The sequence below is a fragment of the Acinetobacter sp. 148 genome, from assembly GCF_031196675.1.
In the GTDB taxonomy this organism is placed as follows: domain Bacteria; phylum Pseudomonadota; class Gammaproteobacteria; order Pseudomonadales; family Moraxellaceae; genus Acinetobacter; species Acinetobacter baumannii.
This window is the reverse complement of sequence record NZ_JAVIMT010000005.1, coordinates 96,740-121,270: the sequence shown is the minus strand read 5'-3', so window position 1 is coordinate 121,270 and position 24,531 is coordinate 96,740. Positions and strand designations below refer to the sequence as shown.

Sequence of the window (24,531 nt, the reverse complement as noted above, 5' to 3'; positions counted from 1 at the left end):
CTAAACTTAAAACAGTTTACAATTTGTTATTTGCACTATGACCGCGAAAACTTTATATGCTTATACGCTTCAGCCTGTTCCTTACGAGGTATCAGAAGCTGAGCAACGTAATGCACAACTTCTTATCTGGCGCAGCACCAATAAAATCAGCACAAAAATCTGGGCGATTATGGGCATAATTTTAGCCCTTGCGATTTTAGGTCTTATCTTTATCAAGAACTACTCTACAGTGATTTGCTGGGTTGCTATTGTCTGTGTAGTACTTTATTACCTGGGCCGCAAATATGGTTTGGAATGGTACGTTAAGCGTAAGATGAATGAGTTTCCTGTGCAGGAAATCAAAGGTATTCGCTTAGGCGTACAACCTCACGGTATCGTAATGCGCCAACAAATGGGCTTACAAGAAGGCGTTGGAACTATCGGATGGAAAAATATCTATGAATGGTACAACACCCCTGACTTTATTTTAGTTAACTTTAAAGTAAAAGATCCTAAAGGTCAGGAACAACAAGGTGCATATATATTGCCTAAACGTATGGACTCTAAAAACTTTTCTTTCAATACAATTCGTAAGCATTTGAAAGAAAGTGTAGGTGAACCGAAAACTTTATAGTTTCACCTCTTTAAAAAGCCTCCTTTACAGGAGGTTTTTTATTATGCTAAAAATAAATGATAATGAAAATTAATATTATCTCCAAAATCCATATTATCTACTCAATCTTCGGCTATACTTCGTTACAAGATCTCCATCATATTTACATTATTCGACCATGTTTAAAAAGTTTTTATTTCAAATTCATTGGTTTCTGGGTATTAGTGCTGGCCTCATCTTATCCATTATGGGTGTTACAGGCGCAATTTATTCTTATGATCAGCAAATTTTAAAATGGGTAAATACAGATAGTTATGTTGTGCAAGTACAAAGCTCGCCTAAGCTTACCCCTGCTCAGCTTTACCAGCATTTCACAACAATCCAGCCTGAAATTAAAATTAATAGCATTACAATTGCCAAAGATCCTACCGCCTCATCTGTAGTAAACATTGAAAAAGAAGGCGAACGACGCGGCTACAATATGATGGTTAACCCTTATACAGCTCAAGTATTACCAGAGGTACAAGGTCGTAAACTACTTTTATTAATACAACAAATTCACCGAAACTTAACTGCTGGTGAGTTCGGTAAACAAATTACCGGTGCTTGTGCCTTAATGCTCATATATTTTGTTTTGAGCGGATTATATTTACGCTGGCCGAAAAAGCACTCTGCACGTCAATGGCTTGCTGTTAAGCCCAAACTTAAAGGTCGAAATTTTATTTGGGATTTACACGCTGTTGTAGGTACATGGGTTATTGTTTTTTATCTTCTTTTTGCATGTACAGGTCTATATTGGTCATATGACTGGTGGCGTAGTGGTATGTTCAAAGTATTAGGTGTAGAACAACCTAAAATGCAAGGCCATGGTGGATCTGGGCGAAATAAAGATCAATTGCCTAAAATTCAACTAGATAATGCTCAACTGATTACCGCACTCAACCAAACTTGGAGTGGTTTTAATAATCAGATTGGACGTGATTATTCGACTTTAACAGTTAACTTACCTAAAAAAGATGATGGAAAAATTGAATTAAGTTTTGTAGATGCAACGCCACAACATGAACGTGCACGTAACCAAGCTGTCTATAACTATAAAACTGCCAATATTGAAAAAATGGAGCTTTATGAAGATAAAAAGCTTAATCAAAAAATTATGAGCAGTATGTTACCTGTGCACCGAGGTAGTTTCTTCGGGCCAGTTTATCAATTTGTGGCGATGCTTGCTTCTTTAGCCATGCCATTATTCTTTATTACCGGATGGATGCTTTACCTTAAACGCCGTAAGCAGAAAAAACTTACTCAAGCGGCTCGCCAGTCTTTAGCAGGCCATTATATCGACCAAAATGCTAAGCCTTGGTTAATCACTTATGCCACCCAAACCGGAGTTGCGGAACAACTCGCGTGGAGTACTGCAACGAGCTTACAAGAGGCACATCAACCAGTTCAGGTTAAATCTGTACAACAACTAACCGAAGCTGATTTACAGCAACATGAACAAATATTATTTGTGATTAGCACCTATGGTACTGGAGAAGCACCTGACTTAGCTTCTAATTTTGCTAAAAAGTTATTAAAAACTAATTTAAGACTTCAACATGTCAAATATGCAGTATTAGCTTTAGGTTCTAAGGAATATCCGGATACTTATTGTAGTTTTGGCCACACAGTAGATGAATGGCTTAAAAACAATGGTGCCAAAGCCCTCTTCGATATTATAGAAGTAGATAATGCAAATCCGGCAGATATTCAAAACTGGAATCAGGCGCTTGTAAAAGCAACCAAACTAGATTTGCATGCTGTTAATATCGAAAAAGTGTTTGATAATTGGATATTACAACAACGTGATTTACTCAATCCAAATAGTCTAGGTCAGCCTGCCTACAATATTGAACTTACAGCCAATCATGAAGCTATATGGCAAGCTGGAGACATTGCTGAAATACAACCAGGTAACAGCCCTGAACGTATTAATAAGTTTTTACAGCATCATCACATTCTTAAAAATGCAGTGGTAGACTCGCTACAGGTTTCTATTGAAAAGGCACTTTGGAATAAAGATTTAACTGGTGAAATTGAACCGTTTGCCAATCTGGACCATTTACTAGAACAACTTCCTACCCTACCAACGCGAGAATATTCAATTGCTAGCATCCCTTCTCAGCAAGTATTACGTCTAGTTGTTCGTCAACAATATGATGAGTCTGGTGATTTAGGTTTAGGATCAGGTTGGCTGACTCAACATACAGAAATTAATCAAAATGTTGCACTGCGTATCCGTACCAATGAGTCTTTTCATTTGATTGATGATAATCGTCCAATTATTTGTATAGGTAATGGAACGGGAATCGCGGGTTTAATGAGTTTACTTCATACACGAACTCGCCATAACTATACTGAAAACTGGCTAATTTTCGGTGAACGCCAACGTGCTCATGATTTCTTCTATGCATCAACCATTGAAGCTTGGCAAACGATGGGAATGTTAAAACGACTTGATCTTGCGTTCTCACGTGATCAAGAACAACGTGTTTATGTTCAAGATATCATCCGACAAAATGCAGCAGAGTTAGTCAACTGGATTGAACGTGGTGCAGTTCTTTATGTTTGTGGAAGTATTGAAGGAATGGCTAGCGGAGTAGATCAAGCACTTATTCATATTTTAGGCGAAGAACAAGTCGATGAGTTAAGACAACAAGGCCGTTATCGCCGTGATGTTTATTAAATATCAATAAATAACAAAGCCGAGTAATAGCCAAAATGCTTTACTCGGCTTTTTATTACAATCAGCATTGAATTTGGAATGATTTTGCATACACTGTCTGCAATTTAAATTGCAGCTTTAAACACAATGCAAGTCAGTAAGTGGATTCGGATTTTCTTAGCAGTCATTGGTTCAATTTTATTTTTGGACGGCTTATTTCTAGCTTTTCTAAATAAAATTCATGTAGGCACACTTGTTCCTTTAGTTTTAGGAGCATTCTTCTGTCTTTATGCATTATTTTATTATCATTTAGAACGGTTTTTCTTCTATCACTATCGGCTTCATACTCTTTGGCGTTTTGGGTGGTTGTGTTTCTGGATTTGGTTAATTGGCTTAGGCTATTTTTTTAATTTTATTAAAGAAAATAAAGACGCAAGTCAAAACCTTCCCGCAGTTAAAGCAATTATTGTTTTAGGAAGTGGTGTCGAAAATGGACAGCCTTCAGCTATTCTCGCAAAGCGTCTTGACACAGCAGCGCCAGTTGCCCTTTCACAACCGCAAGCAAAGGTTATTTTAACAGGCGGTTTAGACTTCTCCGAAAAAGAACCTGAAGCATTAGTCATGTCACGCTACTTGGAACAACATTTTCATATAGCAAAAGATCGAATGATCCTTGAAGACAAAAGCACAAGTACAGAACTTAATCTTAAAAATAGTAAACCTTTACTTGAACAAGCTCATATTAATGTTAATCAACCCATTGCAATTGTTACAAGTGACTTCCATACACCACGAGCTGCAGCTATTGCAAAGAAACAAGGCTATACACAAGTTTATATGGTCGCTGCAGAAACACCTTTAATTACTCGCTACAACGCTTGGCTACGTGAATATTTTGCGTACGCTAGTGGCTGGCTTCTAAACGAGTATTAATCTTGGTTTACAAAGCTGCTATTGCTTTCCAGCGTGGCAGCTTTAGTTAAACTCGATAGTAATAATAATTTGAACTCAAAAATTAAGTATGGAAAAGAGAGGGTTAACTAAAAAGAGATAAAATAGATAGATAAAAAACAGGAAGAGCAGAAACGCAAAAAACACTAAATAAATTAGCGTGTTTAATTTTTTAAATTTGAAAAAATTATGGTGGGCGCTGACGGGATCGAACCGCCGACATTCTGCTTGTAAGGCAGACGCTCTACCAACTGAGCTAAGCGCCCTGATTAAAAAAGACAACAATCGCAGTCTTTATACATTACATCCTCTAGATCAGGGAATCAAGAGAATGGCGCAGCGGACGGGGCTCGAACCCGCGACCCCCGGCGTGACAGGCCGGTATTCTAACCAACTGAACTACCGCTGCACTTGCAATACTTTAAAAATAAAGTATGGTCACAAATTATGGTGGGCGCTGACGGGATCGAACCGCCGACATTCTGCTTGTAAGGCAGACGCTCTACCAACTGAGCTAAGCGCCCTGCAAAAGCGTTTTATAAAAGTGGCGCAGCGGACGGGGCTCGAACCCGCGACCCCCGGCGTGACAGGCCGGTATTCTAACCAACTGAACTACCGCTGCACTTTCACAATATCGCAATTGTGGGGTAAACGATGTTAAGTCTTAAGTGGCGCAGCGGACGGGGCTCGAACCCGCGACCCCCGGCGTGACAGGCCGGTATTCTAACCAACTGAACTACCGCTGCACTTGAGATCTTAACGTAAAGGCTTGGTGGGCGCTGACGGGATCGAACCGCCGACATTCTGCTTGTAAGGCAGACGCTCTACCAACTGAGCTAAGCGCCCTTAACGTCTTCATCGTTTGTGAGGTGCATTATAGAGAATCTTTAACAGGTGTCAAACGCTTTTCGACAACTTTTCAAAAAAATGCGAATGAATGATTAAAAATAAGTCATTATTAAGTAAAAAACAATTTTTTGTATTTTATTTAAGCACTTATTTTAATATTTTGATCATTCGCCCAATTAAACAATAATCTTTAAAATCCTATTTTAGGTTAAAGATTGTTCAGACAAATAAACTAATGCGTCTTCAGAGACTAAATCAAACAATTCAATGATTTCTTCATTACGCATTCGAATACACCCATGTGACATTGGAACCCCCATCGGTTCTTTATCAGGTGTACCATGAATATAGATATAACGTTGCATCGTGTCGTGGCCTTCGCCTTTGTTAAAGTCCTCTTCTAAACCATCTAACCAAAGAATGCGTGACAATATCCAATCTCGCTCAGGAAATTGTGCGGCTAATTCACTGCTATAAACTTCACCTGTGGGCTGCCGTGCAATAAAAACTGCATTTTTGGGAGATTGCATACCAAATTTCTTAGCAACCCGATGCCATCCACGTGGGGTTTTACCCGTATTTTCTTGTTCCCCAATTCCATTTTTGCCAGTAGAGACCACGTAAAACTTATTATGTTTAGGTAAGCTTAAAGTTTGATTTGCTAAATCGATAAGAATATCTGCATCTTCAAGTTTAAATTGGGACATCGAATTTCTTCTCTTATATCAACTCAACTATTTTGAGCTTTAATGAAAAATTATGGGAAAGCTTGTCTTGCACCAAAGTTAAAAGATTATCAATCTTCTTTACTCTATGCACAGTTTCACTGCTTGTCTTGCGCCAAAATTAAAAGATTATCAATCTTTTAATTTTGGCTCAGGACGTAGCCATAACCAAATTGCAACAACAAGCATGGTAGTATCGGTAAAAACCTTGACCCAAAACGGCGCCGAAGTAAACAGCATCAGAATACCACTTGCGGTCATCATAATGGTTGCAATCCACTTTGCCTTACGCGGTACTGTCCCATTTGCTCGCCAGTCCCGCAGGGTTGGTCCATACTTGGGGTGGTTTAACAACCACGCATCCATCTGAGGCCATCCCTTTGAGGCCGCCCAAGCAGCCAGAATAAGAAACACTGTTGTCGGCATGCCTGGTAAAATTGCTCCAATAATACCAAGCGTGATAAAAATCACGACCAGAGTTCGCCAAAACAATGTTCGCATATATAAACCTTAAGCTATTGTTACTCGTAGTATAAAGTGTTTTTCTGGTATTGTTTTGTTGATTGACCATGAAATTTGGATGAATTATTTCGAGTACTCAACGTATGAATATTGCCTCAATTAAAACATCCTATTTTGAGCCATGGTTACAGTTCAGTCACCCAATGGTAAGACAATTGGCCTTTACAATTGCCAGCCCGAATCTACTTAGCCAGCTTCCTCGTAGCCTTACTATTCGACATAATTTTCAATTACATACGGATCAAAGTTGGGAACAACATTTTCAAAATTACTTACCCCGCCTAAAGCAGCTTGATGCAGCACCAGAACCCTTACTTCAATTTATGTCTCGGCTTAAGAGTACACGCTTAGGTTTACGTTTTGAAAATTTACTTTGGTTTTGGCTACAAGAAGATCAATATCATCCTTATCAGTTATTAGGCCATAGCATTCAAAAAATTGATGGAGCAAAAACTTTAGGTGAACTCGATTTTTTAGTTTTAAATCAAAATACTCAAGAAATTGAACATTGGGAAGTTGCTCTAAAATATTACCTAGGTGAAGGTCAATTAAATTTAGAACAATGGATTGGTTTAAATAAACAAGATACTTTAAGTAAAAAGCTTTACCACTTTACTGACAAACAATTTCAATTTTCAGAAGCTTTGGGTTTTAAAGTTCAACAACGTTTCGCTGTCTTAAAAGGGCAACTTTATCTTCCTCTAAATTTACCTCAAGAACAGCCTATTCCTGAATGGGTAAATTTAAAACGTCGCTTAGGTACTTGGGGTACAGAAATCCCTAAATCTGACTTTTACCGCTTAGAAAGACATGAATGGCTTTGTCCTCATCAAAAAGCGAGTTCAAACACTGCTTATTGGTGGACTGATGGCCTGTATTGTCAAAATATTAATGAAACCCGATTTTATATGTTCAGGCACCCTGCTTTACTAAGCTTAAAACCTTCTCTCATCAAAAATAACGGTGTTTTACAAGAGACCACGTCCTTATAGAAACAATTTATAACGTTTTTACTATTAAACAATCATGTTTCTTTTTCCGTTTGTTTTTTAATCTAAATTTACTTCATTATTAAATTTATACGGAGAAAATGATGAAAAAAGTTTTAGTCGCATCTGTAATGGTGGCATTTGTTTTAACAGGTTGTAATACGTTCAAGGGTTTTGGTCAAGATGTCTCTAAAGCTGGTGATGCTGTAACTAACACCGCACAAAAAACTGAAAATAAAATGTAAGTTATGCTTAACATTTAAAAACCTTATCGTTTCGATAAGGTTTTTTTATTTTTAAATACCCATCCCTTAGAGATTCGCCTATTATATCGGACTATATTTCACCTCATCAGTACGCAATTTCCGGTATGAACCACTCAGACACTCTCTCGCTTAGCTTAGAACTTTTACAACAGCCTTCTGTTACTCCTATTGATCATACTTGCCAAACTATTATGGCTGACCGCTTAGCTAAAGTTGGCTTCCATATTGAACCTATGCGCTTTGGAGATGTCGATAATTTATGGGCTCGACGTGGAACCGAAGGCCCTGTATTTTGTTTTGCTGGTCATACCGACGTAGTACCAACAGGACGTTTAGACGCTTGGAATTCAGACCCATTTGCACCAGAAATTCGTGACGGCAAATTATATGGTCGTGGTTCAGCAGATATGAAAACTGCATTAGCTGCAATGGTAGTTGCATCTGAACGTTTTGTAGCGAAACACCCAAACCATAAAGGTTCAATTGCTTTTTTAATTACTTCAGATGAAGAAGGTCCTGCTGTTAACGGTACAGTTAAAGTCATCGAAACACTGGAAAAGCGTAATGAAAAAATTACTTGGTGTTTGGTTGGTGAACCATCAAGTACTCATAAATTAGGTGATATTGTTAAGAATGGCCGTCGTGGCTCTCTTAATGCTGTATTGAAGGTTCAAGGCAAACAAGGTCATGTAGCTTACCCACACTTGGCACGGAATCCAATTCATGAAGCATCTCCAGCGTTAGCTGAGTTGTGCCAAACAGTTTGGGACAATGGCAATGAGTATTTCCCTGCAACTTCATTCCAGATTTCAAATATCCATGCAGGTACTGGCGCAACCAATGTGATCCCTGGTGCTTTAGAAGTTACTTTTAATTTCCGTTATTCAACCGAGGTTACAGCAGAACAGCTTAAACAACGTGTTCATGAAATTTTAGACAAGCATGGCTTGCAGTATGAAATTGTCTGGAATTTGTCTGGCTTACCATTCTTAACTCCAGTAGGTGAATTAGTTAACGCAGCTCAAACTGCTATTTTAAATGTGACTGGTACTGAGACTGAGCTTTCAACAAGTGGTGGTACATCTGATGGGCGCTTCATTGCTCCAACAGGTGCACAAGTTTTAGAACTCGGTGTTCTAAACGCTACTATCCATCAAATTAATGAACATGTTGATGTACATGATCTTGATCCATTAACTGATATTTATGAGCAAATTTTAGAAAATTTATTAGCTCAATAAAATAAAAAAGGAACTCAAATGAGTTCCTTTTTCCTTTATAAACCAAGTGTTTTTTCAATATATTCTAAGTTAGGTATATAGTAGCGTTGATCTTGCATACGCACATATTTAAATACTGCTGGGTGTTGTTCAGCCTCATGCTCATCCATTTCATCGACAATTTCAGAAATACGCAGACGAGTAGAAACTGGCATAGTTTTACAGATTAATGCAAAACGTTGGCTAATATCTTCCCCTTCAATCACTAATGCGACTGCATGTTGATCAATTGCGTTATGTACTGAGTAGACCGGTAGCTTCACATCATGCCATTCAATATGTTTTACGCCATTTTTTACATCCATGGCAGACAACACGATGTTTTGTGGCAATAGCATAGGTACCTGATCGTTACATTCAATGATATAAGCGTCAATAAAACCAGTTGAAACCGTAATAAGATGCTGTAGCTCTTGTTGGTCCATATTAGCGATCAATGATGTATTTACACTACCTTTCATGATTTGACCTCACTTTCAGACGCTACAAGTAAAGCATCGATATTGTCTAGTAACTCTTCTTCTTGGAAAGGTTTACCCATATATTGACTTACACCTAACGAGAATGCTCGTTCACGATGTTTTTCGCCTGTTCTAGATGTAATCATAATAATTGGCATGTATTGATGCATATCATGATGTCGTACAAGATTGAGAACCTCAAAACCATCCATACGTGGCATTTCAATATCAAGTAGCATCAAATCTGGCTTAATATTTTCTAGCTGCTCTATGGCGTCAACACCATCTTTAGCCGTAACCACATCATAGCCTTGGCGTTCAAGTAATCGGGAAGTGACCTTACGCACAGTTACTGAGTCATCTACAATCATGATGAGACGGCGTTCATCAGACTCTCGTTGTCTATATATTGCTTCACTAAGTTGTTTATGACGCTGAGTTGACTGAATTTGTCGCGCAATATTTTGTCCGTCTAAAATTAAGCAGACCTGTCCATCACCTAAAATTGTGGCGCCTGCAATTGCTCCAATGCTAGAGAACTGTTGACCAATTGGTTTCACTACAATTTGTGCTCGAGAGCCAATTAACTGGTCAACAAGTAGTGCCACAGTTTGGCCATTATTGGCTTTAATCATTAACACAGGTAATGAATACATCACACCATTTAAACGTGGTATGGGTTGGTTACCAACAAATTCAGAAAGATAACGTAATGGATAACGTTTATTTTCATACTCAAATAGTTCTTGAGGACTTTCAAAATACTGCTCTAAAGAGGCTGGTGACACCCGAATAATTCGATCGATTTGAGCGAGTGGAATCGCAAATTGTTGATCTGCCACTTTAACCATTAAGGCATCACTTACCGCTACTGTAGTCGGTACGCGAATCGTAAATGTTGTTCCCTGCCCATAGACGGATTCAACGCTGACATGTCCCCCCAAAGACTTAATATCACTCTGTACGACATCAAGACCTACACCACGCCCGGAAATCTGAGTGACTTGTTCTGCTGTACTTAAACCCGGATGGAAAATGAGTTGCAGTATGTCTTGCTGTTCTAAGTCTTGTTCTGGCTTGATCAATCCGGCAAGGAGTGCTTTCTGACGTACTTTTTCAACATCAATACCTTGACCATCATCACTAAAGACAACCACAACATCCGTACCTTGACGCTGAATATTAAGTTCAATACGCCCTGTTTCCGGTTTATTTGCTTGTTGCCGCTGCGCTCGGTCCTCTAAACCATGGTCAATTGCGTTTCTGAGCATATGCTCAAGCGGAGTCACTAACCGTTCTAAAATGTTGCGGTCCAACTCACCTTCCGTATTATTTACGAAAAGCTCAGCAGGTCTATTCAATGCTGTAGACGTCTGACGAACAATTCGTTGTAAACGCGGCAATAAACGCGAAAATGGGACCAAACGTGTCCGCATTAAACCTTCTTGAATTTCCGCTTGAATTCGTGATTGTTGTAAAAGCAAACTTTCGGTATCTCTGATTTTGTCAGATAACGTATTTTTAAAGTCGACCAAGTCCGATGCAGATTCAGCAAGCGATTTCGACAATTGATTTAAAGATGAATATTGGTCCATCTCTAATGGGTCAAAGTCAGTATAACGAGAATGTTCAATTCCATGTTTAGCAATAATCTGTGTTTCTAACTCACCTTCCATTCGACGTAACTGATCGGCAAGTCGTTGAATCGCCAACTCCATTTCAACTAGTGTATGGCTAAACTGGCTTAGGTCCATTTCAATTCGTGAACGGTTAATGGAATTTTCACCAGACAAATCAATCATTTTCTCGATTAAGTCGGCTGAAACACGGATCATTTCATTATTCTGATCCAGACGCTCTGTTTGCTCCCATGCACCCATCATTGGTGGAGGCTCTGTACCATCACCTTGTATAAAGGTCATCACTGGTTCTGAGCTAAACAAGTCCGCTCTAGTTAACTTAGTCGGAATCTGGATTGTAGTTTCAAAGAATTGAATATTTTCTAAACTTTGCTGTAATCCATCGAAATGCTGATAGTTGTGGTTGAAAATTGCATCTTTTAACCATGCAATCGCACTTTCTAATAAATGATCATAAATATTCGAATTGAAGTGATGCAGCGCAAATTGTTCAAAAGCATTTTCTAGTTGGTAGGCAATTGCTTGTACGGCTTCTAAACCCACCATTCGTGCACCACCTTTTAAACTGTGTACGGCTCTTTGAAGCTGAAGCAAAATACTACGGTTTGTACGCTGTTCAAACCATTGTTTTAATAGCGACTCAGCCATTTCTAACAATTCAGTAGCTTCTTCTAGGAACGTCTGTTCAACAACAGCCTCAATGTCCTGTTCATCAGCTGCAACTTCACTCTCTTGCGATGTAACCGTGGTAATCATCTCAACTGGAGTAGCTAACTCGGTAACCGCTGTATCGAATACCTGATCGTGATGAGTTTCTAGCTCTGCAAGAGCAGGTTCAAGTTCTACTGGTATCTCATCTATTATTATTTCAGATATCACCTCTTGCTCAGAGAATATCTCACTTTCAGTATCAAATGCCTCAACCACTGGTAAAGGTTGGAAGTTAAAGTTTTGACCCGCTCGTTTTAATGCGTTAATTGTGTAAGGGGCTGCATAATCTAGTTGTTGTTCACGCATGATTTGTAAACGATCAGCCAAGTCATCTTGAACCAAACGAATAAAATCAATTAAATCTGAAGTTACCACTAATTGCTTTTGAATTAAACGCTCATAAATGCTTTCTAATTCATGGGCAATCAAACCAAGATACGTTGCCTGAACCATATTTGCTCCCCCTTTCAAGGTATGCAAATAACGCATTAGATTGTTCAGAGCTGCAAAGTTTTCTTGCTCACTTACCCAAATATTAAGATCGGTATCAATTCCCTCAAGTAATTCTTCAGCTTCTTCAAGAAAGATATCTAAAAGATCAGCATCAAAATTTCGATTCACTTGTGTAGATGAAATATATTGTCGATCTTGCTGCACACTTTGACCTAATACCGCCCAGTCTGCAGAGTCTGAGAAATTCTCTACAGTAGCTACTACTTCTGGCTCTGGTTCAATATTGGATATTGGTTCAAAAGATGTCGAATCCTGCTGAGGCAGATCATTTGATATGTCTGGAATGTACTGCGTATAAAGTTTTAATTCTTCTAAAATACTTTGATGTTGCTTAACAACACCGACTCGCTGACCAGCAGCTAAAGCATCAAATAATTGAATGAGCTGTTGATGTGCTTTTTGATAAATTTCAAATATATAGTCTGATTGTAATAACGCAGGTTTATCAAGTAGTACTTCATAACTTTCTTTAAGTTGGCTGGTATATTCATGTAAACCCAGCATTGCTTGAGAATGTGTATGTTGCAGTAATAAATCAGCCTGTTCACTTAGGCGTTCAAGGTAATCAGGAAACTCATTACGAATTCCCTTCTCAAAATCTAATTCTGCATCCAGTAATTCAGAAACATCTAATTGTAATAATTGCGATACCAAGCCATGAGAAGGCATTAACGGATCTGTTCGGTCACCATGTTGCTCAACATATGCATCCCAAGATTGATTAAATTGCTGCAATCTCGCTTCGAGCTGTTCACTTGAACTATATCTAGATAGTAGTTCCAAGCTATCTCGAACAAACTCACGATATTCTTGTAATAATAAAATTTCTTCCGAGTGAGAAGATAACTCTTCTTGTAGCAGTATTTTAAATAAATGCTCAACTTTGGTACTGGCCTCGAAAATTGTTTCGACCTGTGCCATTGCAGAGCTACCACGCAAAGTATGTAAAGCACGTATTAAAGCATTGTAACTGTCATACTGATGTAACTCTTGATCTAAGAATTGATGAATCGTGGCTAAATGTTCTTCCGCCTCTTCCATAAATAAGGTCAAAGTTTCATCTAGATTTATTTCAATTTCAGTATGTGTAGCTTGAATGATTGGCTCGGCTAACGAATCTTGTTCAATATAATCTAGCTCAAGACCAGTCACTGTTTCGGCCATAAGCGTATTTGAAAGTTGTAAAAGCTCTTCTAAAGCTGGCTCTAAACTTTGCTGTTGTTGTAGTTGTTGGCCTAATAAAATAAGAGGTCTGAAATCTAAGGTATGTGCTCGTTTTTGCTTAAAATTATCTACTAATTTAAGGAAATAGAACTTAAATACTAACTGCACATAGCTCTGAATAGTTGGCGTTAATTGTAAGCTTTGGTTGATTACCCGGTTGAGTGTATCTTCAACTTTCCACGCAAGCTCAGCTGAAGATTTAGCGCCAATCATTCTTCCGGAACCTTTTAAGGTATGGAAATGACGACGAATTTCAGTGAGCGTAGCAATATTCTCAGACTGCATCCATTTATTTATCAAAGGTTGCAAATCAACAAAAATCTCTTCAATTTCTTCAATGAAGATCTCAAGAAACTCAGCATCTTGTTCAGAATAGCTATCTTCAGGTAGCGTCATTGCTTCAGTTAAAGTTTTTAATATTTCTTTCATAGCAAAGGCTTCTTTTGCTTACCCCCTGAGTGGGGAAAACTACAGAGTCAACACCAGAAAAATAACTATCTCCCCAATATTTGTCTGGCGCTACTCATACTTTTAAAAGAATAGCGATATGAGAATAGCTATTCTTATCCCCCAATTTAGTCTGGTAATTTAAAGTCCGTTACTGACTCACGTAATGACTCTGCCATATTCGCCAACTCTGATACGGAGCGAGCAGTATCAAACGTTGCCGTTGTTGTTTGCGAAGTAATTTCTTGTACAACCGTCATGGTGGTTGCAATGTGACTCGCAGATGCTGACTGAAGTTTTGCTGCATCGGAAATGCTCGCAATCAATTTTGCCAAGTCACCCGAGACTTTTTGGATTTCATCCAGTGCAATACCCGCATCTTTTGCCAAATTCGCACCACGTACAACTTCCGTTGTTGTTTGTTCCATTGAAATAACGGCTTCGTTGGTATCGGTCTGAATTGTTTTAACCAGTGTTTCGATCTGTTTGGTTGCAGATGCTGAGCGCTCAGCAAGACGTTGTACTTCATCGGCAACCACGGCGAAACCACGACCAGCCTCACCTGCCATAGATGCTTGAATTGCTGCATTTAATGCAAGGATGTTCGTTTGGTCTGCAATATCGTTAATGAGCGATACGATGTTACCAATTTCTTGAGAAGACTCACCTAAGCGCTTAATACGTTTAGAAGTTTCCTGAATCTGCTCACGAATAGTATCCATACCTTCAATTGAACGATTTACCACTTGTGCACCATTTGATGCAATTTGTACTGAACGCTGTGCTACTTCCGCAGATTCAGAAGCGTTGGCAGATACTTGGTCAATTGACTGTGCCATTTCATTCATGGCAGTAGAAGCACCTGCAATTTCTTGCGCCTGATGTTCTGATGCCTCTGCTAACTGGTTAGTAATACTTTGCGTATCTTGTGTATAGCGTGCAACTTCCTGAGAGGTTTCATGAATTCGTGAAACCAAATCTCGTAGTTGGTCAATTGCGAAGTTAATCGAGTCGGCAATGGCACCCGTAAAGTCTTCAGATACAGTTGCATATGAACGTAAGTCACCATCCGCCAAATCAGCAATTTCATCAAGTAAACGTAAAATCGCATTCTGGTTACGGTCATATTCTTCCTGTAATCGAGCAACACGCTGCTTATCCATTACACTACGTAGTGTAATTAACTTGAATACAGAGAAAATTAGTCCGCCTAATGAAAGAATAAGAACAGCACCTAAAAATAAGGTGAGCCAGTTCTTTCTTGCAACATCAGATAAATGTCCTAGACTTTCCAACATTACATCCGATTTAGCGAAAATCTGAGAAGAAGCCTGACGAACATTGACAATCTGGCTACCATTTTTTAATACCGTTGCAGCAGCAGATTTTAAGACTTTGTCATATTCAGACTTAATACTTTCTAAAGATTCACGTAAAGCCGGATCAGCAATACGATCAACACCTAACTCGGCATTACCATTCAGTTCAGCATTTAAATAGGTACCAAAAGTCTCAATATCGACACTAAAGTCACTAGTTGATACATTTCCGTCCGTACCACTTAACACCGAGTTAATCGAACGTAAAATACGCTCTGCAATAAATACCTGGTTTTTAGCAATAATTACCTGACTACTTGGCAAACCTTGGCGAGCCATTTGGTCGACCATCAAGTTATATTCTGCCTGAATCTCTGGAACCGTTTCACTAATCGAGATGTTGGTATCATATAACTGGTTAAGAACTCGTTGATGTGATGAAATCAAATCAATATTTTTTGAAACCTCACCCCATATTTTCTCAACTTTTTGATATTCATCGGTCGACTTACCGTGAATATTTTCAATTTCAAGTAAGTTCTCATCAAAGTCTTTTTTAGATTGCTGTAGCTTTGTGATCGCCTCTTGAGAACCCGACTCTGTTGCTTCAGTTGCTTGTTTAGAAATGGTTTGAGATAACAGACGTAACTCACCAAGACTTCGAATTAACTGGTTATGACGAGGCACATTATAAAATAGATAAGCTAATGAAATTAACGCACATACTAAACATAACAGCGCTGCATAAAGGATAGGCTTGGACTTTTCACTTTCCCCAAATAAACTGGCAAACTGCTCAATTTTTGACTGGATTTTTGCAATAAAATTGACACTCGATTTTCCGGTAGCACCGCGATTGCCACTTTTCTTTTTAAGTTTAAAGCCCATACAGCTTCTCCCCAGAAAAATACGCTGTTCATTCACAGCATAAAAATTAGTTTATAAATTTTGTCGATGCGTTCATGTAGTGTGGGTTTTGCAATAACCGACTAAATAAAAAGACATGCCAATGTTGATTGTGTTGGTGAAAATACCCTTGGCAATATTCTTTTAGGTTTTCCTCTAAGTCTAAACTCTGAGAAAAAAAACTTTTTTTATTAAAGTGCTGAATCCCCAAAACCTGATCCACAACCAACCCCACATACTGGTCATGATGGCTAATACACAGCACTTTTTGGGTAGACGAAAATGAACTCCGCTGCCCTGAAATAAAATGAGCCAAATCAGATACCGAAAGTAATCTACCACGAATGTTTGCCAATCCCTTGACCCAACTTTGAGTATTTGGAACTGGTGTATATTTCGGTGGATAGATAACTTCTGACACTTCCCCAAGTGGTGCGACGAAGTATTGCCCTCTCATTTCAAAAGCAATTCCTGACCATCGCTGTGCTTCATTTTGAACTGAAGCGTAATTCTTATTACCCCGTTTAGACAAACGAAGTAACTCGATAAATCCATTCGCTGCCATACTCGATCCTATAAAACGGGCGTATTTATCCCGTTATTTATGTTTTTATGGATGGATGAGTTAATTTAGAAATTGTTTAATTACATCAATTAATTGCTTTTCTTCGATTGGCTTGATTAAGTAATCGATTGCGCCTTGACGTTTACCCCATACTCGGTCAGTTGCCTGATCTTTAGTACTCACAATCACCACCGGAATATGCTTCGTGTCTTCATCACGGGTAATCTGGCGCGTTGCCTGAAAACCATTTACACCTGGCATGACCACATCCATTAATACCAAGTCAGGCTGCTCAGCTTTTGCCAAAGTCACACCATCTGCACCGTTAGATGCTTCAAGTACGTCATAGCCATGCTTAGTTAGGATTTCTTTAAAACGAAAAGTTTCTGTTGGTGAGTCATCAACAATGAGAATACGTGCCATTTCTTTTGCCCTCAAATTACTTATTATGAACTTACATGATTACGAATCGCATTTAGCAATTCATCTTTGCTAAAAGGTTTCGTCAAGTATTCATCTGAACCTACCACACGCCCTTTTGCCTGATCAAATAAACCATCTTTACTAGAGAGCATGATAACGGGAATGTTCTGATAATTTTGAGAGTTCTTAATCAGAGCACAAGTTTGATAACCGTCTAAACGAGGCATCATGATATCTACAAAAACAATATCCGGATTCGCTTCAGCAATTTTAGATAAAGCTTCAAATCCATCGACAGCAGTAATCACTTCGCAACCTTCGCGTTGCAATAGAGTTTCTGCGGTACGGCGAATAGTTTTTGAGTCATCAATAACCATTACTTTCAGATTTTGGAATGCATCTTCCATTTAATCTTCCATCCCCATAACATAAAATATAAATGCAATTTAACTTAAATTTGTTTTTACAGATTTATACGCATTTTTAACATATCTATACTTCTATTTTCAATGAAAGCTTTTTGTCTACTTTCTCATTTATAAACAATAACTTTTAACCTCATCACACTTTCAAAAAAATTATCATTTTTTTTATAATGTCGATATTTTTATTCAGTTAAATAATAACTAATATATTTAAGATTAATTATTTAAAAATAAGTGACTTACCTTTCTTTTTTGGGGAATTTTATGAATAAGCGGATGAAATATGCCTTTTATAGGAACTGCTTGTCTGTATCTATAGGCATTGCCTCTTGCGGAGCACTGTTTTTCTCTTCCCCAACGTTGGCTGCCAATGCAGCTCCTAAAGCTGTCTGGTATCGTTATTATGATCAGCATGGTATTGCGAATATTAGTACATCCGTAACGCCGGCTCATATTCGCTATGGATATGAAGCACTCGACCAGAATATGCAAGTCATTAAAAGAAATCATCCTTATAATTCTGAAGCTGATTTAAATCAGTCCTCACAGCGTGCATTATCAGCTCGATACAGAGAAGAAGATAACAAATTAAAAAGAGCATATAGCAATAGTAAAACTGCGACGATTAAAAGAGACCAAGCATTATTGGCGATTAAAAAACAAATAAATTATCAGCAGGACCAACTGAGCCAATTACAACAAGACAAAATTTTATTTAAGCGGCAAGAAATGGAATATTTTCGTAAGGGTGAACAAGTTCCCGAAAGACATAAAACCTTGATTGAAAACAATCTTATGAATATTAATAAGGTTAAACAAACACTTGAAATACTTTCGAAAACCTATAATCGCACCAATAAAGATTATGAAAATATTATCGAACGTTTAAAAAAGCTTGAATAAGGTTACAGCTTTATCAAGAATAGGGGCAAAATAAAATTTGAATTACAGGATGATGCTGTATGCGCACAACGCATCTTACCCCTTCTACTTTTTTTAAATTAAGCTTGATCAGTCTGAGTTTAATCTTAGCTGCATGTAACCAGCAAGAAGTACCAAAAACAACAGCATCTGAACCTAAAAAAATTGAACTCATTCCTCAAGATTTAATTCCTGTAAAAGAAGGCTCACTCGCCGCTCAAACCGCTTTTACAGGAACTATTCGTGCAGTACAACAAAGTTCTATTCAAGCCCAGGTTAGTGCAACAGCGACTGCCGTTACAGCCAATGTAGGTCAAAAGGTACAAAAAGGCCAAGTTTTAGTTAGATTAAATAATCAAGACAACGCTGCACGCTTAGCTCAGGCACAGGCTAATCTTGCTTCTGCTCAGGCACAAGCAGAACTTGCACGTAATTTGATGAATCGAAAACAAAGATTACTCAATCAAGGCTTTATTGCCCGTGTAGAGTTTGAGCAAAGTCAGGTGGATTATAAAGGTCAACTTGAAAGTGTTAGAGCTCAACAAGCCAATGTGGATATTGCTAAAAAAGCTGATCGAGACGGTATTATTACTAGCCCCATTTCAGGTGTGATTACGAAACGACAAGTTGAACCGGGACAAACCGTTTCGGTTGGACAAACATTATTTGAAATCGTTAATCCGGATCAATTAGAAATACAAGCGAAACTACCTATTGAGCAACAATCTGCCTTAAAAGTAGGTAGCTCTATCCAGTATCAGATTCAGGGTAACTCGAAACAATTACATGCCATACTGACCCGTATTTCACCTGTAGCAGATCAAGATAGCCGACAAATTGAATTCTTTGCGAGCCCTAAAGAAGCGATTGATTCATTAAGTATTGGTGCGTTCATTAACGGTATTATTTTGCATAATGATAGCAATCAGGGACAAACCATTCCTTTAGATAGTATTCAAAATCTGCAACATGATCCTTTTGTATGGGTGATACGCAATCAAACGATTCAGAAAGTCAAAATTCGAGTGGTTGAGCAACGATACAACGAAAATATTGCTTTAGTTCAGGGTTTACAAAGTACAGATCAGGTAAGTCGTATCCAGTTTGAAGATTCTGATATCAATAAAAAAGTGACGCTTACAACCGAAAAAAATAAATAAGGTAGCAAATAGCTTATGTGGTTTACCCGAATTAGTGTGAAGTACCCCGTTTTTACCATCATGATGATGCTCAGTCTAATGGTACTCGGGTTAGCATCTTGGAAACGTATGAACGTTGAAGAGTTTCCAAATATTGATTTCCCATTCGTAGTTGTCACTACGCAATATGCGGGTGCTTCACCTGAAGCAGTTGAATCGGACATTACCAAAAAACTCGAAGATCAAATCAATACCATTTCGGGTATTAAACAAATTACTTCACGCTCAAGTGAAGGGCTTTCGATGGTGATTGCAGAGTTTAATCTTGATACGTCTTCGGCAATTGCAGCACAAGATGTTCGCGACAAAATTGCTCCAGTTATTGCCCAATTCCGCGATGAAATAGATACGCCGATTGTACAACGCTACGATCCATCATCTAGCCCCATTATGTCAGTCGTGTTTGAATCGAACAGCATGAGCTTGGCTCAATTAAGCTCCTATGTAGACAAAAAAATTGTGCCTCAGCTTAAAACTGTTTCTGGTGTGGGTAATGTCAATTTACTAGGTGATGCTAAACGTCAAACTCGGATTAAGGTTCATCCTGAACAATTACAAAGCTATGGTATAGGTATTGATCAGGTCATTAACACGCTAAAAAATGAAAATATAGAAGTACCTGCAGGAACCTTACAACAAAAGAATTCTGAACTGGTTGTTCAGATTCAATCAAAAGTCATCCATCCTCTTGGATTTGGTGATTTAGTTATTGCTAATAAAAATGGTTCCCCTATTTTTCTAAAACAAGTAGCAACCGTTGAAGATACTCAAGCAGAACTGCAATCAAGTGCTTTTTATAATGGAAGAACAGCGGTTTCTGTCGATATTTTAAAAAGTTCCGATGCCAATGTAATTCAGGTTGTTGATAAGACTTATCAAACTTTAGAGAAGCTAAAAGCTCAAATGCCTGCGGGTTTGAATTATAAAGTCGTCGCTGACAGCTCTAAAGGTATTCGTGCTTCAATTAAAGACGTTGTTCGCACCATTATTGAAGGAGCGGTCTTAGCGGTTTTAATTGTATTACTCTTTTTGGGCTCCTTCCGATCTACTGTTATTACAGGTTTAACCTTACCGATTACCCTACTTGGCACATTAACATTCATCTGGGCATTTGGGTTTAGCATTAACATGATGACACTGTTGGCCCTGTCACTGAGTATTGGTCTATTAATTGATGATGCGATTGTGGTTCGGGAAAACATTGTCAGACATACAGAGCTCGGCAAAGACCATGTCACCGCGGCTTTAGACGGTACTAAAGAAATTGGGTTAGCAGTACTTGCAACCACACTCACCATTGTGGCGGTATTTTTACCAGTTGCATTTATGGGAGGCTTAATTGGGCGTTTCTTCTACCAATTTGGGGTAACTGTAAGTACAGCTGTTCTTATTTCCATGTTCATCAGCTTTACACTCGACCCAATGCTTTCCGCACACTGGAAAGATCCTATAAAGAAAAAAGAAAGTCGACTGCAACGTTTCTTTAACTATATTTCTAATCTATTAGATGGCCTAACGCACATCTATGAAAAGCTTTTAAAGCTTGCCTTACGCTTTCGTTTCATCACAGTCATTATTGCAATTGTTTCATTGGTTGTGGCATTAGGCTTATCAAAAATGATCGGAACCGAATTTGTACCTACACCAGATAAAGGTGAAATTCGTATTCAGTTCGAAACCCCTGTTGATTCTTCTTTAGAATATACCCAAGCAAAATTACATCAGGTTGATCAGATTATTAGGCAATTCCCTGATGTCGTTTCTACTTATGGAGTGGTTAACAGTGAAGTCGACTCCGGTAAAAACCATGCAGGTTTAGGAGTCACCCTAAAACCAAAACAAGAACGTAGTGCAGACCTGACAACACTCAACAATGAATTCCGTGATCGTTTACAAAGTGTAGCTGGCATCCGAGTGACTTCAGTCGCTGCTGCTCAAGACTCAGTGTCTGGTGGTCAAAAGCCAATCATGATTTCTATTAAAGGATCTGATCTAAATGAACTACAAAAAATCTCGGATCGTTTCATGGCTGAAATGGAAAAAATTGATGGTGTGGTCGATTTAGAAAGCTCTTTAAAAGAACCTAAACCGACTTTAGGTGTACATATTAACCGTGTACTGGCCAGTGATTTAGGTTTATCTGTTTCTCAAATTGCGAATGCGATTCGACCACTCATTGCAGGTGACAATGTCACAACATGGGAAGATCGTGACGGCGAAACTTATGATGTGAATATCCGTTTAAATGAAAATAAACGTGTGCTTCCCCAAGATGTTCAGAACCTATATCTCAACTCGAATAAAACCAATGCAAATGGACAAAATATTTTAGTTCCATTAAGCGCCGTAGCCACAACCCAAGAAAAACTTGGAGCTTCGCAAATTAACCGACGTGACCTTGAACGTGAAGTTTTAATTGAAGCAAACACTTCAGGACGTCCAAGTGGGGATATCGGTCAAGATATCGATAAAATGCAAAAAGCATTCAAATTGCCAGCTGGTTATACCTTTGATACTCAAGGGGCAAATGCCGATATGGCTGAATCTGCGGGTTATGCGTTAACGGCAATTACCCTTTCGATTGTATTTATTTATATTGTGTTGGGTTCTCAGTTTAATAGTTTTATTCACCCTGCTGCGATTATGGCATCTTTACCATTGTCCCTGATTGGTGTCTTCCTGGCCTTATTCTTATTTAGGAGTACCCTAAATCTATTTTCAATTATTGGCATTATTATGCTGATGGGGCTGGTAACCAAAAACGCGATTTTGCTTATCGACTTTATTAAAAAAGCGATGGAAGATGGGATAAGTCGTTATGATGCTATTTTACAAGCAGGCAAAACCCGTTTACGCCCAATCTTGATGACAACAAGTGCGATGGTAATGGGTATGGTTCCATTAGCTCTAGGTCTAGGTGAAGGTGGTGAACAAAGTGCACCAATGGCTCATGCTGTAATTGGTGGCGTTATTACCTCTACCTTATTAACTCTTGTGGTTGTCCCCGTCATTTTCACTTATCTGGATGACTTGAAAAACTTTATGCTGCGTCAAACCCAACGATTCATGTCATAATGCAGCGACTATCGTATAATCCGCGTTTTTATAACGCTTAACTTTTAGGACTTTTTCCATGCGCGCAAGCCGCTTTTTATTTGCAACGTTGAGAGAAACCCCAAACGATGCTGAAGTGATTTCACATCAGCTCATGTTACGTGCGGGGATGATTCGTAAATTGGCATCTGGTTTATATACATGGCTGCCGATGGGAACACGTGTGCTTAAAAAAGTTGATGCCATTGTTCGTGAAGAAATGAACCGTTCAGGTGCTATGGAAGTGTTCATGCCCGTAACGCAACCCGCAAGCTTGTGGGAAGAATCGGGTCGTTATGAACAATATGGTCCTGAATTATTACGCTTCAAAGATCGTCACGACAATCCGTTTGTGCTTGGTCCTACACATGAAGAAGTGATTACCGATTTAGCACGTAACGAGCTAAAAAGTTATAAACAGCTTCCTGTAAATTTCTATCAAATTCAAACCAAATTCCGTGATGAGATCCGCCCACGTTTTGGTGTAATGCGTTCACGCGAGTTCATCATGAAAGATGCTTATTCTTTCCATGCAACTCAAGAATCATTACAAGAAACTTATGATGTGATGTATGACACCTATAGCCGTATTTTCACTCGTTTAGGTTTAGATTTCCGCCCAGTACAAGCAGATACAGGTTCAATTGGTGGTTCAGCTTCACATGAATTCCACGTATTAGCTGCAAGTGGTGAAGATGACATTGCATTTTCAACTGAGTCTGATTATGCAGCAAACGTTGAAATGGCTGAAGCTGTTTTAGTGGGTGAGCGTGCAGCGCCTACACAAGAATTTAAATTGGTTGAAACACCAAATCAAAAAACAATTGCTGATGTTTGCCAGTTCTTAAATGCTGATCCTAAACAATCTGTAAAAGCATTATTGGTTCAAGGCGTTGCTGATGAGAAAGGCAATGTACCTGTCGTTGCCCTATTCTTACGTGGTGACCACGAACTTAATGAAATTAAAGCCGAGAAGCATCCTTTAGTGGCCGCTCCTCTTGCGTTTGCCACAGAAGAACAACTTCAAACATTTGGCTTAACTGCTGGCTTCACTGGTCCACAAGGTTTAGTTGAAAAAGGTATCACTGTAATTGTTGACCGTGCTGCATCTGTTCTTTCTGACTTCGTTGCTGGTGCAAATGAGGCAGACAAACATGCTGTAGGCGTAAACTGGGAACGTGATGCACAGATTACTGAAGTTTTCGATTTGCGTAATGTGGTTGAAGGTGACCCATCTCCAGATGGTAAAGGTACACTACAAATTAAACGCGGTATTGAAGTGGGCCATATTTTCCAACTTGGTACTAAATACTCTGAAGCTTTAGGATGTAAAGTTCTCGGTGAAGATGGCAAACCATTTACAGTAACAATGGGCTGTTATGGTATTGGTGTGACACGTGTAGTTGCAGCTGCAATTGAACAAAACTACGATGACAAAGGGATTATTTGGCCACAAGCGATTGCTCCTTTTGAAATCGCAATTGTTCCAATGAATGCACACAAATCACCACGTACTCTTGAAGCAGCAGAAGCGCTTTATGCAGAACTTCAAGCCCAAGGCTTTGACGTATTACTTGATGACCGTAACGAACGTCCGGGCGTTAAATTCTCTGACCTTGAATTAATGGGTATTCCACACCGTATTGTGATTGGTGAAAAAGGACTTGATGCGGGTACTTTTGAATATAAAGGTCGCCGTGATGCTGAAGCGAGCAATTTAACTAAAGAAGAACTTTTAGCTAAATTAGCGCGTTAATAAATACATAAATAAAAAAGCAGCTTTTAGAAGCTGCTTTTTTTTAAATT

At 38.7% G+C, this 24,531-nt stretch carries 18 protein-coding genes and 6 tRNA genes; 10 read left to right on the top strand and 14 right to left on the bottom strand.

What is annotated here, in order from left to right; translation table 11 throughout:
- The first annotated feature begins 37 nt into the window (after positions 1–37).
- The 3 genes from RFX69_RS00605 (at position 38) to RFX69_RS00595 (ending at position 4,229) form a co-directional block, all read left to right on the top strand.
- On the top strand, positions 38–613 hold the full coding sequence (locus RFX69_RS00605; protein ID WP_289332908.1) for a hypothetical protein: 576 nt from the start codon (positions 38–40) through the stop codon (positions 611–613).
- A 157-nt stretch (positions 614–770) separates the two neighbouring features.
- Positions 771–3,317 (top strand): sulfite reductase flavoprotein subunit alpha, encoded by a 2,547-nt coding sequence (locus RFX69_RS00600; RefSeq protein WP_271056165.1) that lies wholly within the window; start codon positions 771–773, stop codon positions 3,315–3,317.
- 126 nt (positions 3,318–3,443) lie between these two features.
- The gene (locus tag RFX69_RS00595; protein WP_001198163.1) at positions 3,444–4,229 is read left to right on the top strand and encodes a YdcF family protein; all 786 of its coding nucleotides are present in this window, start codon (positions 3,444–3,446) and stop codon (positions 4,227–4,229) included.
- Between the two features lie 208 nt (positions 4,230–4,437).
- Here the strand turns inward: RFX69_RS00595 and RFX69_RS00590 are convergent.
- The 8 genes from RFX69_RS00590 to RFX69_RS00555 all read right to left on the bottom strand — a co-directional run bounded on the left by RFX69_RS00590 (position 4,438) and on the right by RFX69_RS00555 (position 6,322).
- A tRNA-Val gene (locus RFX69_RS00590) sits at positions 4,438–4,513 on the bottom strand.
- A 66-nt stretch (positions 4,514–4,579) separates the two neighbouring features.
- A tRNA-Asp gene (locus RFX69_RS00585) sits at positions 4,580–4,656 on the bottom strand.
- A 39-nt stretch (positions 4,657–4,695) separates the two neighbouring features.
- Positions 4,696–4,771, bottom strand: a tRNA-Val gene (locus RFX69_RS00580).
- A 21-nt stretch (positions 4,772–4,792) separates the two neighbouring features.
- Positions 4,793–4,869, bottom strand: a tRNA-Asp gene (locus tag RFX69_RS00575).
- 47 nt (positions 4,870–4,916) lie between these two features.
- Positions 4,917–4,993 (bottom strand) — tRNA-Asp (locus RFX69_RS00570).
- Between the two features lie 24 nt (positions 4,994–5,017).
- Positions 5,018–5,093 (bottom strand) — tRNA-Val (locus RFX69_RS00565).
- Positions 5,094–5,299: 206 nt separating this feature from the next.
- Positions 5,300–5,803, bottom strand: a complete 504-nt coding sequence (gene elsL / locus RFX69_RS00560; RefSeq protein WP_309168480.1) for a cell wall-recycling L,D-carboxypeptidase ElsL — start codon at positions 5,801–5,803, stop codon at positions 5,300–5,302.
- A gap of 150 nt (positions 5,804–5,953) precedes the next feature.
- The gene (locus tag RFX69_RS00555) at positions 5,954–6,322 is read right to left on the bottom strand and encodes a YbaN family protein (RefSeq protein ID WP_001259501.1); all 369 of its coding nucleotides are present in this window, start codon (positions 6,320–6,322) and stop codon (positions 5,954–5,956) included.
- Positions 6,323–6,426: 104 nt separating this feature from the next.
- Between RFX69_RS00555 and RFX69_RS00550 the strand changes: the two genes are divergently transcribed.
- The 3 genes from RFX69_RS00550 (at position 6,427) to dapE (ending at position 8,839) form a co-directional block, all read left to right on the top strand.
- Complete coding sequence (locus RFX69_RS00550) at positions 6,427–7,335, top strand: DUF1853 family protein (RefSeq protein WP_289332907.1); 909 nt, start codon at positions 6,427–6,429, stop codon at positions 7,333–7,335.
- Between the two features lie 98 nt (positions 7,336–7,433).
- Positions 7,434–7,577: an entericidin A/B family lipoprotein gene (locus RFX69_RS00545; RefSeq protein WP_001984826.1), complete on the top strand. Its 144-nt coding sequence runs from the start codon at positions 7,434–7,436 to the stop codon at positions 7,575–7,577.
- 125 nt (positions 7,578–7,702) lie between these two features.
- On the top strand, positions 7,703–8,839 hold the full coding sequence (dapE, locus tag RFX69_RS00540; protein ID WP_001016573.1) for a succinyl-diaminopimelate desuccinylase: 1,137 nt from the start codon (positions 7,703–7,705) through the stop codon (positions 8,837–8,839).
- 35 nt (positions 8,840–8,874) lie between these two features.
- Here dapE and RFX69_RS00535 read toward each other — a convergent pair whose 3' ends face one another.
- The 6 genes from RFX69_RS00535 to pilG form a co-directional block, all read right to left on the bottom strand.
- Entirely contained in the window at positions 8,875–9,339 is a 465-nt protein-coding gene (locus tag RFX69_RS00535; protein ID WP_000678925.1) for a hypothetical protein, read from the bottom strand.
- On the bottom strand, positions 9,336–13,856 hold the full coding sequence (locus tag RFX69_RS00530; RefSeq protein ID WP_289332906.1) for a hybrid sensor histidine kinase/response regulator: 4,521 nt from the start codon (positions 13,854–13,856) through the stop codon (positions 9,336–9,338). The genes RFX69_RS00535 and RFX69_RS00530 overlap by 4 nt, the downstream gene beginning before the upstream one ends.
- Before the next feature lie 146 nt (positions 13,857–14,002).
- Complete coding sequence (locus RFX69_RS00525; RefSeq protein ID WP_000505929.1) at positions 14,003–16,081, bottom strand: methyl-accepting chemotaxis protein; 2,079 nt, start codon at positions 16,079–16,081, stop codon at positions 14,003–14,005.
- Between the two features lie 46 nt (positions 16,082–16,127).
- Positions 16,128–16,664 carry a chemotaxis protein CheW gene (locus RFX69_RS00520; protein ID WP_000729761.1) on the bottom strand — a complete coding sequence of 179 codons (537 nt, stop codon included), beginning with the start codon at positions 16,662–16,664 and terminating at the stop codon, positions 16,128–16,130.
- A gap of 60 nt (positions 16,665–16,724) precedes the next feature.
- A complete protein-coding gene (locus RFX69_RS00515) occupies positions 16,725–17,087 on the bottom strand; it encodes a PleD family two-component system response regulator (protein WP_000101096.1) in 363 nt (120 codons plus the stop codon).
- 23 nt (positions 17,088–17,110) lie between these two features.
- The gene (gene pilG, locus RFX69_RS00510; RefSeq protein WP_000389061.1) at positions 17,111–17,494 is read right to left on the bottom strand and encodes a twitching motility response regulator PilG; all 384 of its coding nucleotides are present in this window, start codon (positions 17,492–17,494) and stop codon (positions 17,111–17,113) included.
- Between the two features lie 282 nt (positions 17,495–17,776).
- On the opposite strand from pilG, the gene RFX69_RS00505 reads away from it, so the two are divergent.
- Genes RFX69_RS00505 through RFX69_RS00490 form a run of 4 tightly spaced genes read left to right on the top strand, consistent with a single transcriptional unit; the run spans position 17,777 to position 24,481 of the window.
- Entirely contained in the window at positions 17,777–18,415 is a 639-nt protein-coding gene (locus RFX69_RS00505; RefSeq protein ID WP_002027721.1) for a hypothetical protein, read from the top strand.
- A 59-nt stretch (positions 18,416–18,474) separates the two neighbouring features.
- The gene (locus RFX69_RS00500; RefSeq protein ID WP_001260821.1) at positions 18,475–19,593 is read left to right on the top strand and encodes an efflux RND transporter periplasmic adaptor subunit; all 1,119 of its coding nucleotides are present in this window, start codon (positions 18,475–18,477) and stop codon (positions 19,591–19,593) included.
- A gap of 15 nt (positions 19,594–19,608) precedes the next feature.
- On the top strand, positions 19,609–22,707 hold the full coding sequence (locus RFX69_RS00495) for an efflux RND transporter permease subunit (protein WP_289332905.1): 3,099 nt from the start codon (positions 19,609–19,611) through the stop codon (positions 22,705–22,707).
- A gap of 58 nt (positions 22,708–22,765) precedes the next feature.
- Positions 22,766–24,481 (top strand): proline--tRNA ligase, encoded by a 1,716-nt coding sequence (locus tag RFX69_RS00490; RefSeq protein WP_001202766.1) that lies wholly within the window; start codon positions 22,766–22,768, stop codon positions 24,479–24,481.
- Positions 24,482–24,531: the final 50 nt, after the last annotated feature.

Bases quoted from the DNA above. Each gene is read 5' to 3' on its own strand.
- RFX69_RS00605 (WP_289332908.1), top strand. From the start codon at position 38: ATGACCGCGAAAACTTTATATGCTTATACGCTTCAGCCTGTTCCTTAC.
- RFX69_RS00600 (WP_271056165.1), top strand. From the start codon at position 771: ATGTTTAAAAAGTTTTTATTTCAAATTCATTGGTTTCTGGGTATTAGT.
- RFX69_RS00595 (WP_001198163.1), top strand. From the start codon at position 3,444: ATGCAAGTCAGTAAGTGGATTCGGATTTTCTTAGCAGTCATTGGTTCA.
- elsL (WP_309168480.1), bottom strand. From the start codon at position 5,803: ATGTCCCAATTTAAACTTGAAGATGCAGATATTCTTATCGATTTAGCA.
- RFX69_RS00555 (WP_001259501.1), bottom strand. From the start codon at position 6,322: ATGCGAACATTGTTTTGGCGAACTCTGGTCGTGATTTTTATCACGCTT.
- RFX69_RS00550 (WP_289332907.1), top strand. From the start codon at position 6,427: ATGAATATTGCCTCAATTAAAACATCCTATTTTGAGCCATGGTTACAG.
- RFX69_RS00545 (WP_001984826.1), top strand. From the start codon at position 7,434: ATGATGAAAAAAGTTTTAGTCGCATCTGTAATGGTGGCATTTGTTTTA.
- dapE (WP_001016573.1), top strand. From the start codon at position 7,703: ATGAACCACTCAGACACTCTCTCGCTTAGCTTAGAACTTTTACAACAG.
- RFX69_RS00535 (WP_000678925.1), bottom strand. From the start codon at position 9,339: ATGAAAGGTAGTGTAAATACATCATTGATCGCTAATATGGACCAACAA.
- RFX69_RS00530 (WP_289332906.1), bottom strand. From the start codon at position 13,856: ATGAAAGAAATATTAAAAACTTTAACTGAAGCAATGACGCTACCTGAA.
- RFX69_RS00525 (WP_000505929.1), bottom strand. From the start codon at position 16,081: ATGGGCTTTAAACTTAAAAAGAAAAGTGGCAATCGCGGTGCTACCGGA.
- RFX69_RS00520 (WP_000729761.1), bottom strand. From the start codon at position 16,664: ATGGCAGCGAATGGATTTATCGAGTTACTTCGTTTGTCTAAACGGGGT.
- RFX69_RS00515 (WP_000101096.1), bottom strand. From the start codon at position 17,087: ATGGCACGTATTCTCATTGTTGATGACTCACCAACAGAAACTTTTCGT.
- pilG (WP_000389061.1), bottom strand. From the start codon at position 17,494: ATGGAAGATGCATTCCAAAATCTGAAAGTAATGGTTATTGATGACTCA.
- RFX69_RS00505 (WP_002027721.1), top strand. From the start codon at position 17,777: ATGAATAAGCGGATGAAATATGCCTTTTATAGGAACTGCTTGTCTGTA.
- RFX69_RS00500 (WP_001260821.1), top strand. From the start codon at position 18,475: ATGCGCACAACGCATCTTACCCCTTCTACTTTTTTTAAATTAAGCTTG.
- RFX69_RS00495 (WP_289332905.1), top strand. From the start codon at position 19,609: ATGTGGTTTACCCGAATTAGTGTGAAGTACCCCGTTTTTACCATCATG.
- RFX69_RS00490 (WP_001202766.1), top strand. From the start codon at position 22,766: ATGCGCGCAAGCCGCTTTTTATTTGCAACGTTGAGAGAAACCCCAAAC.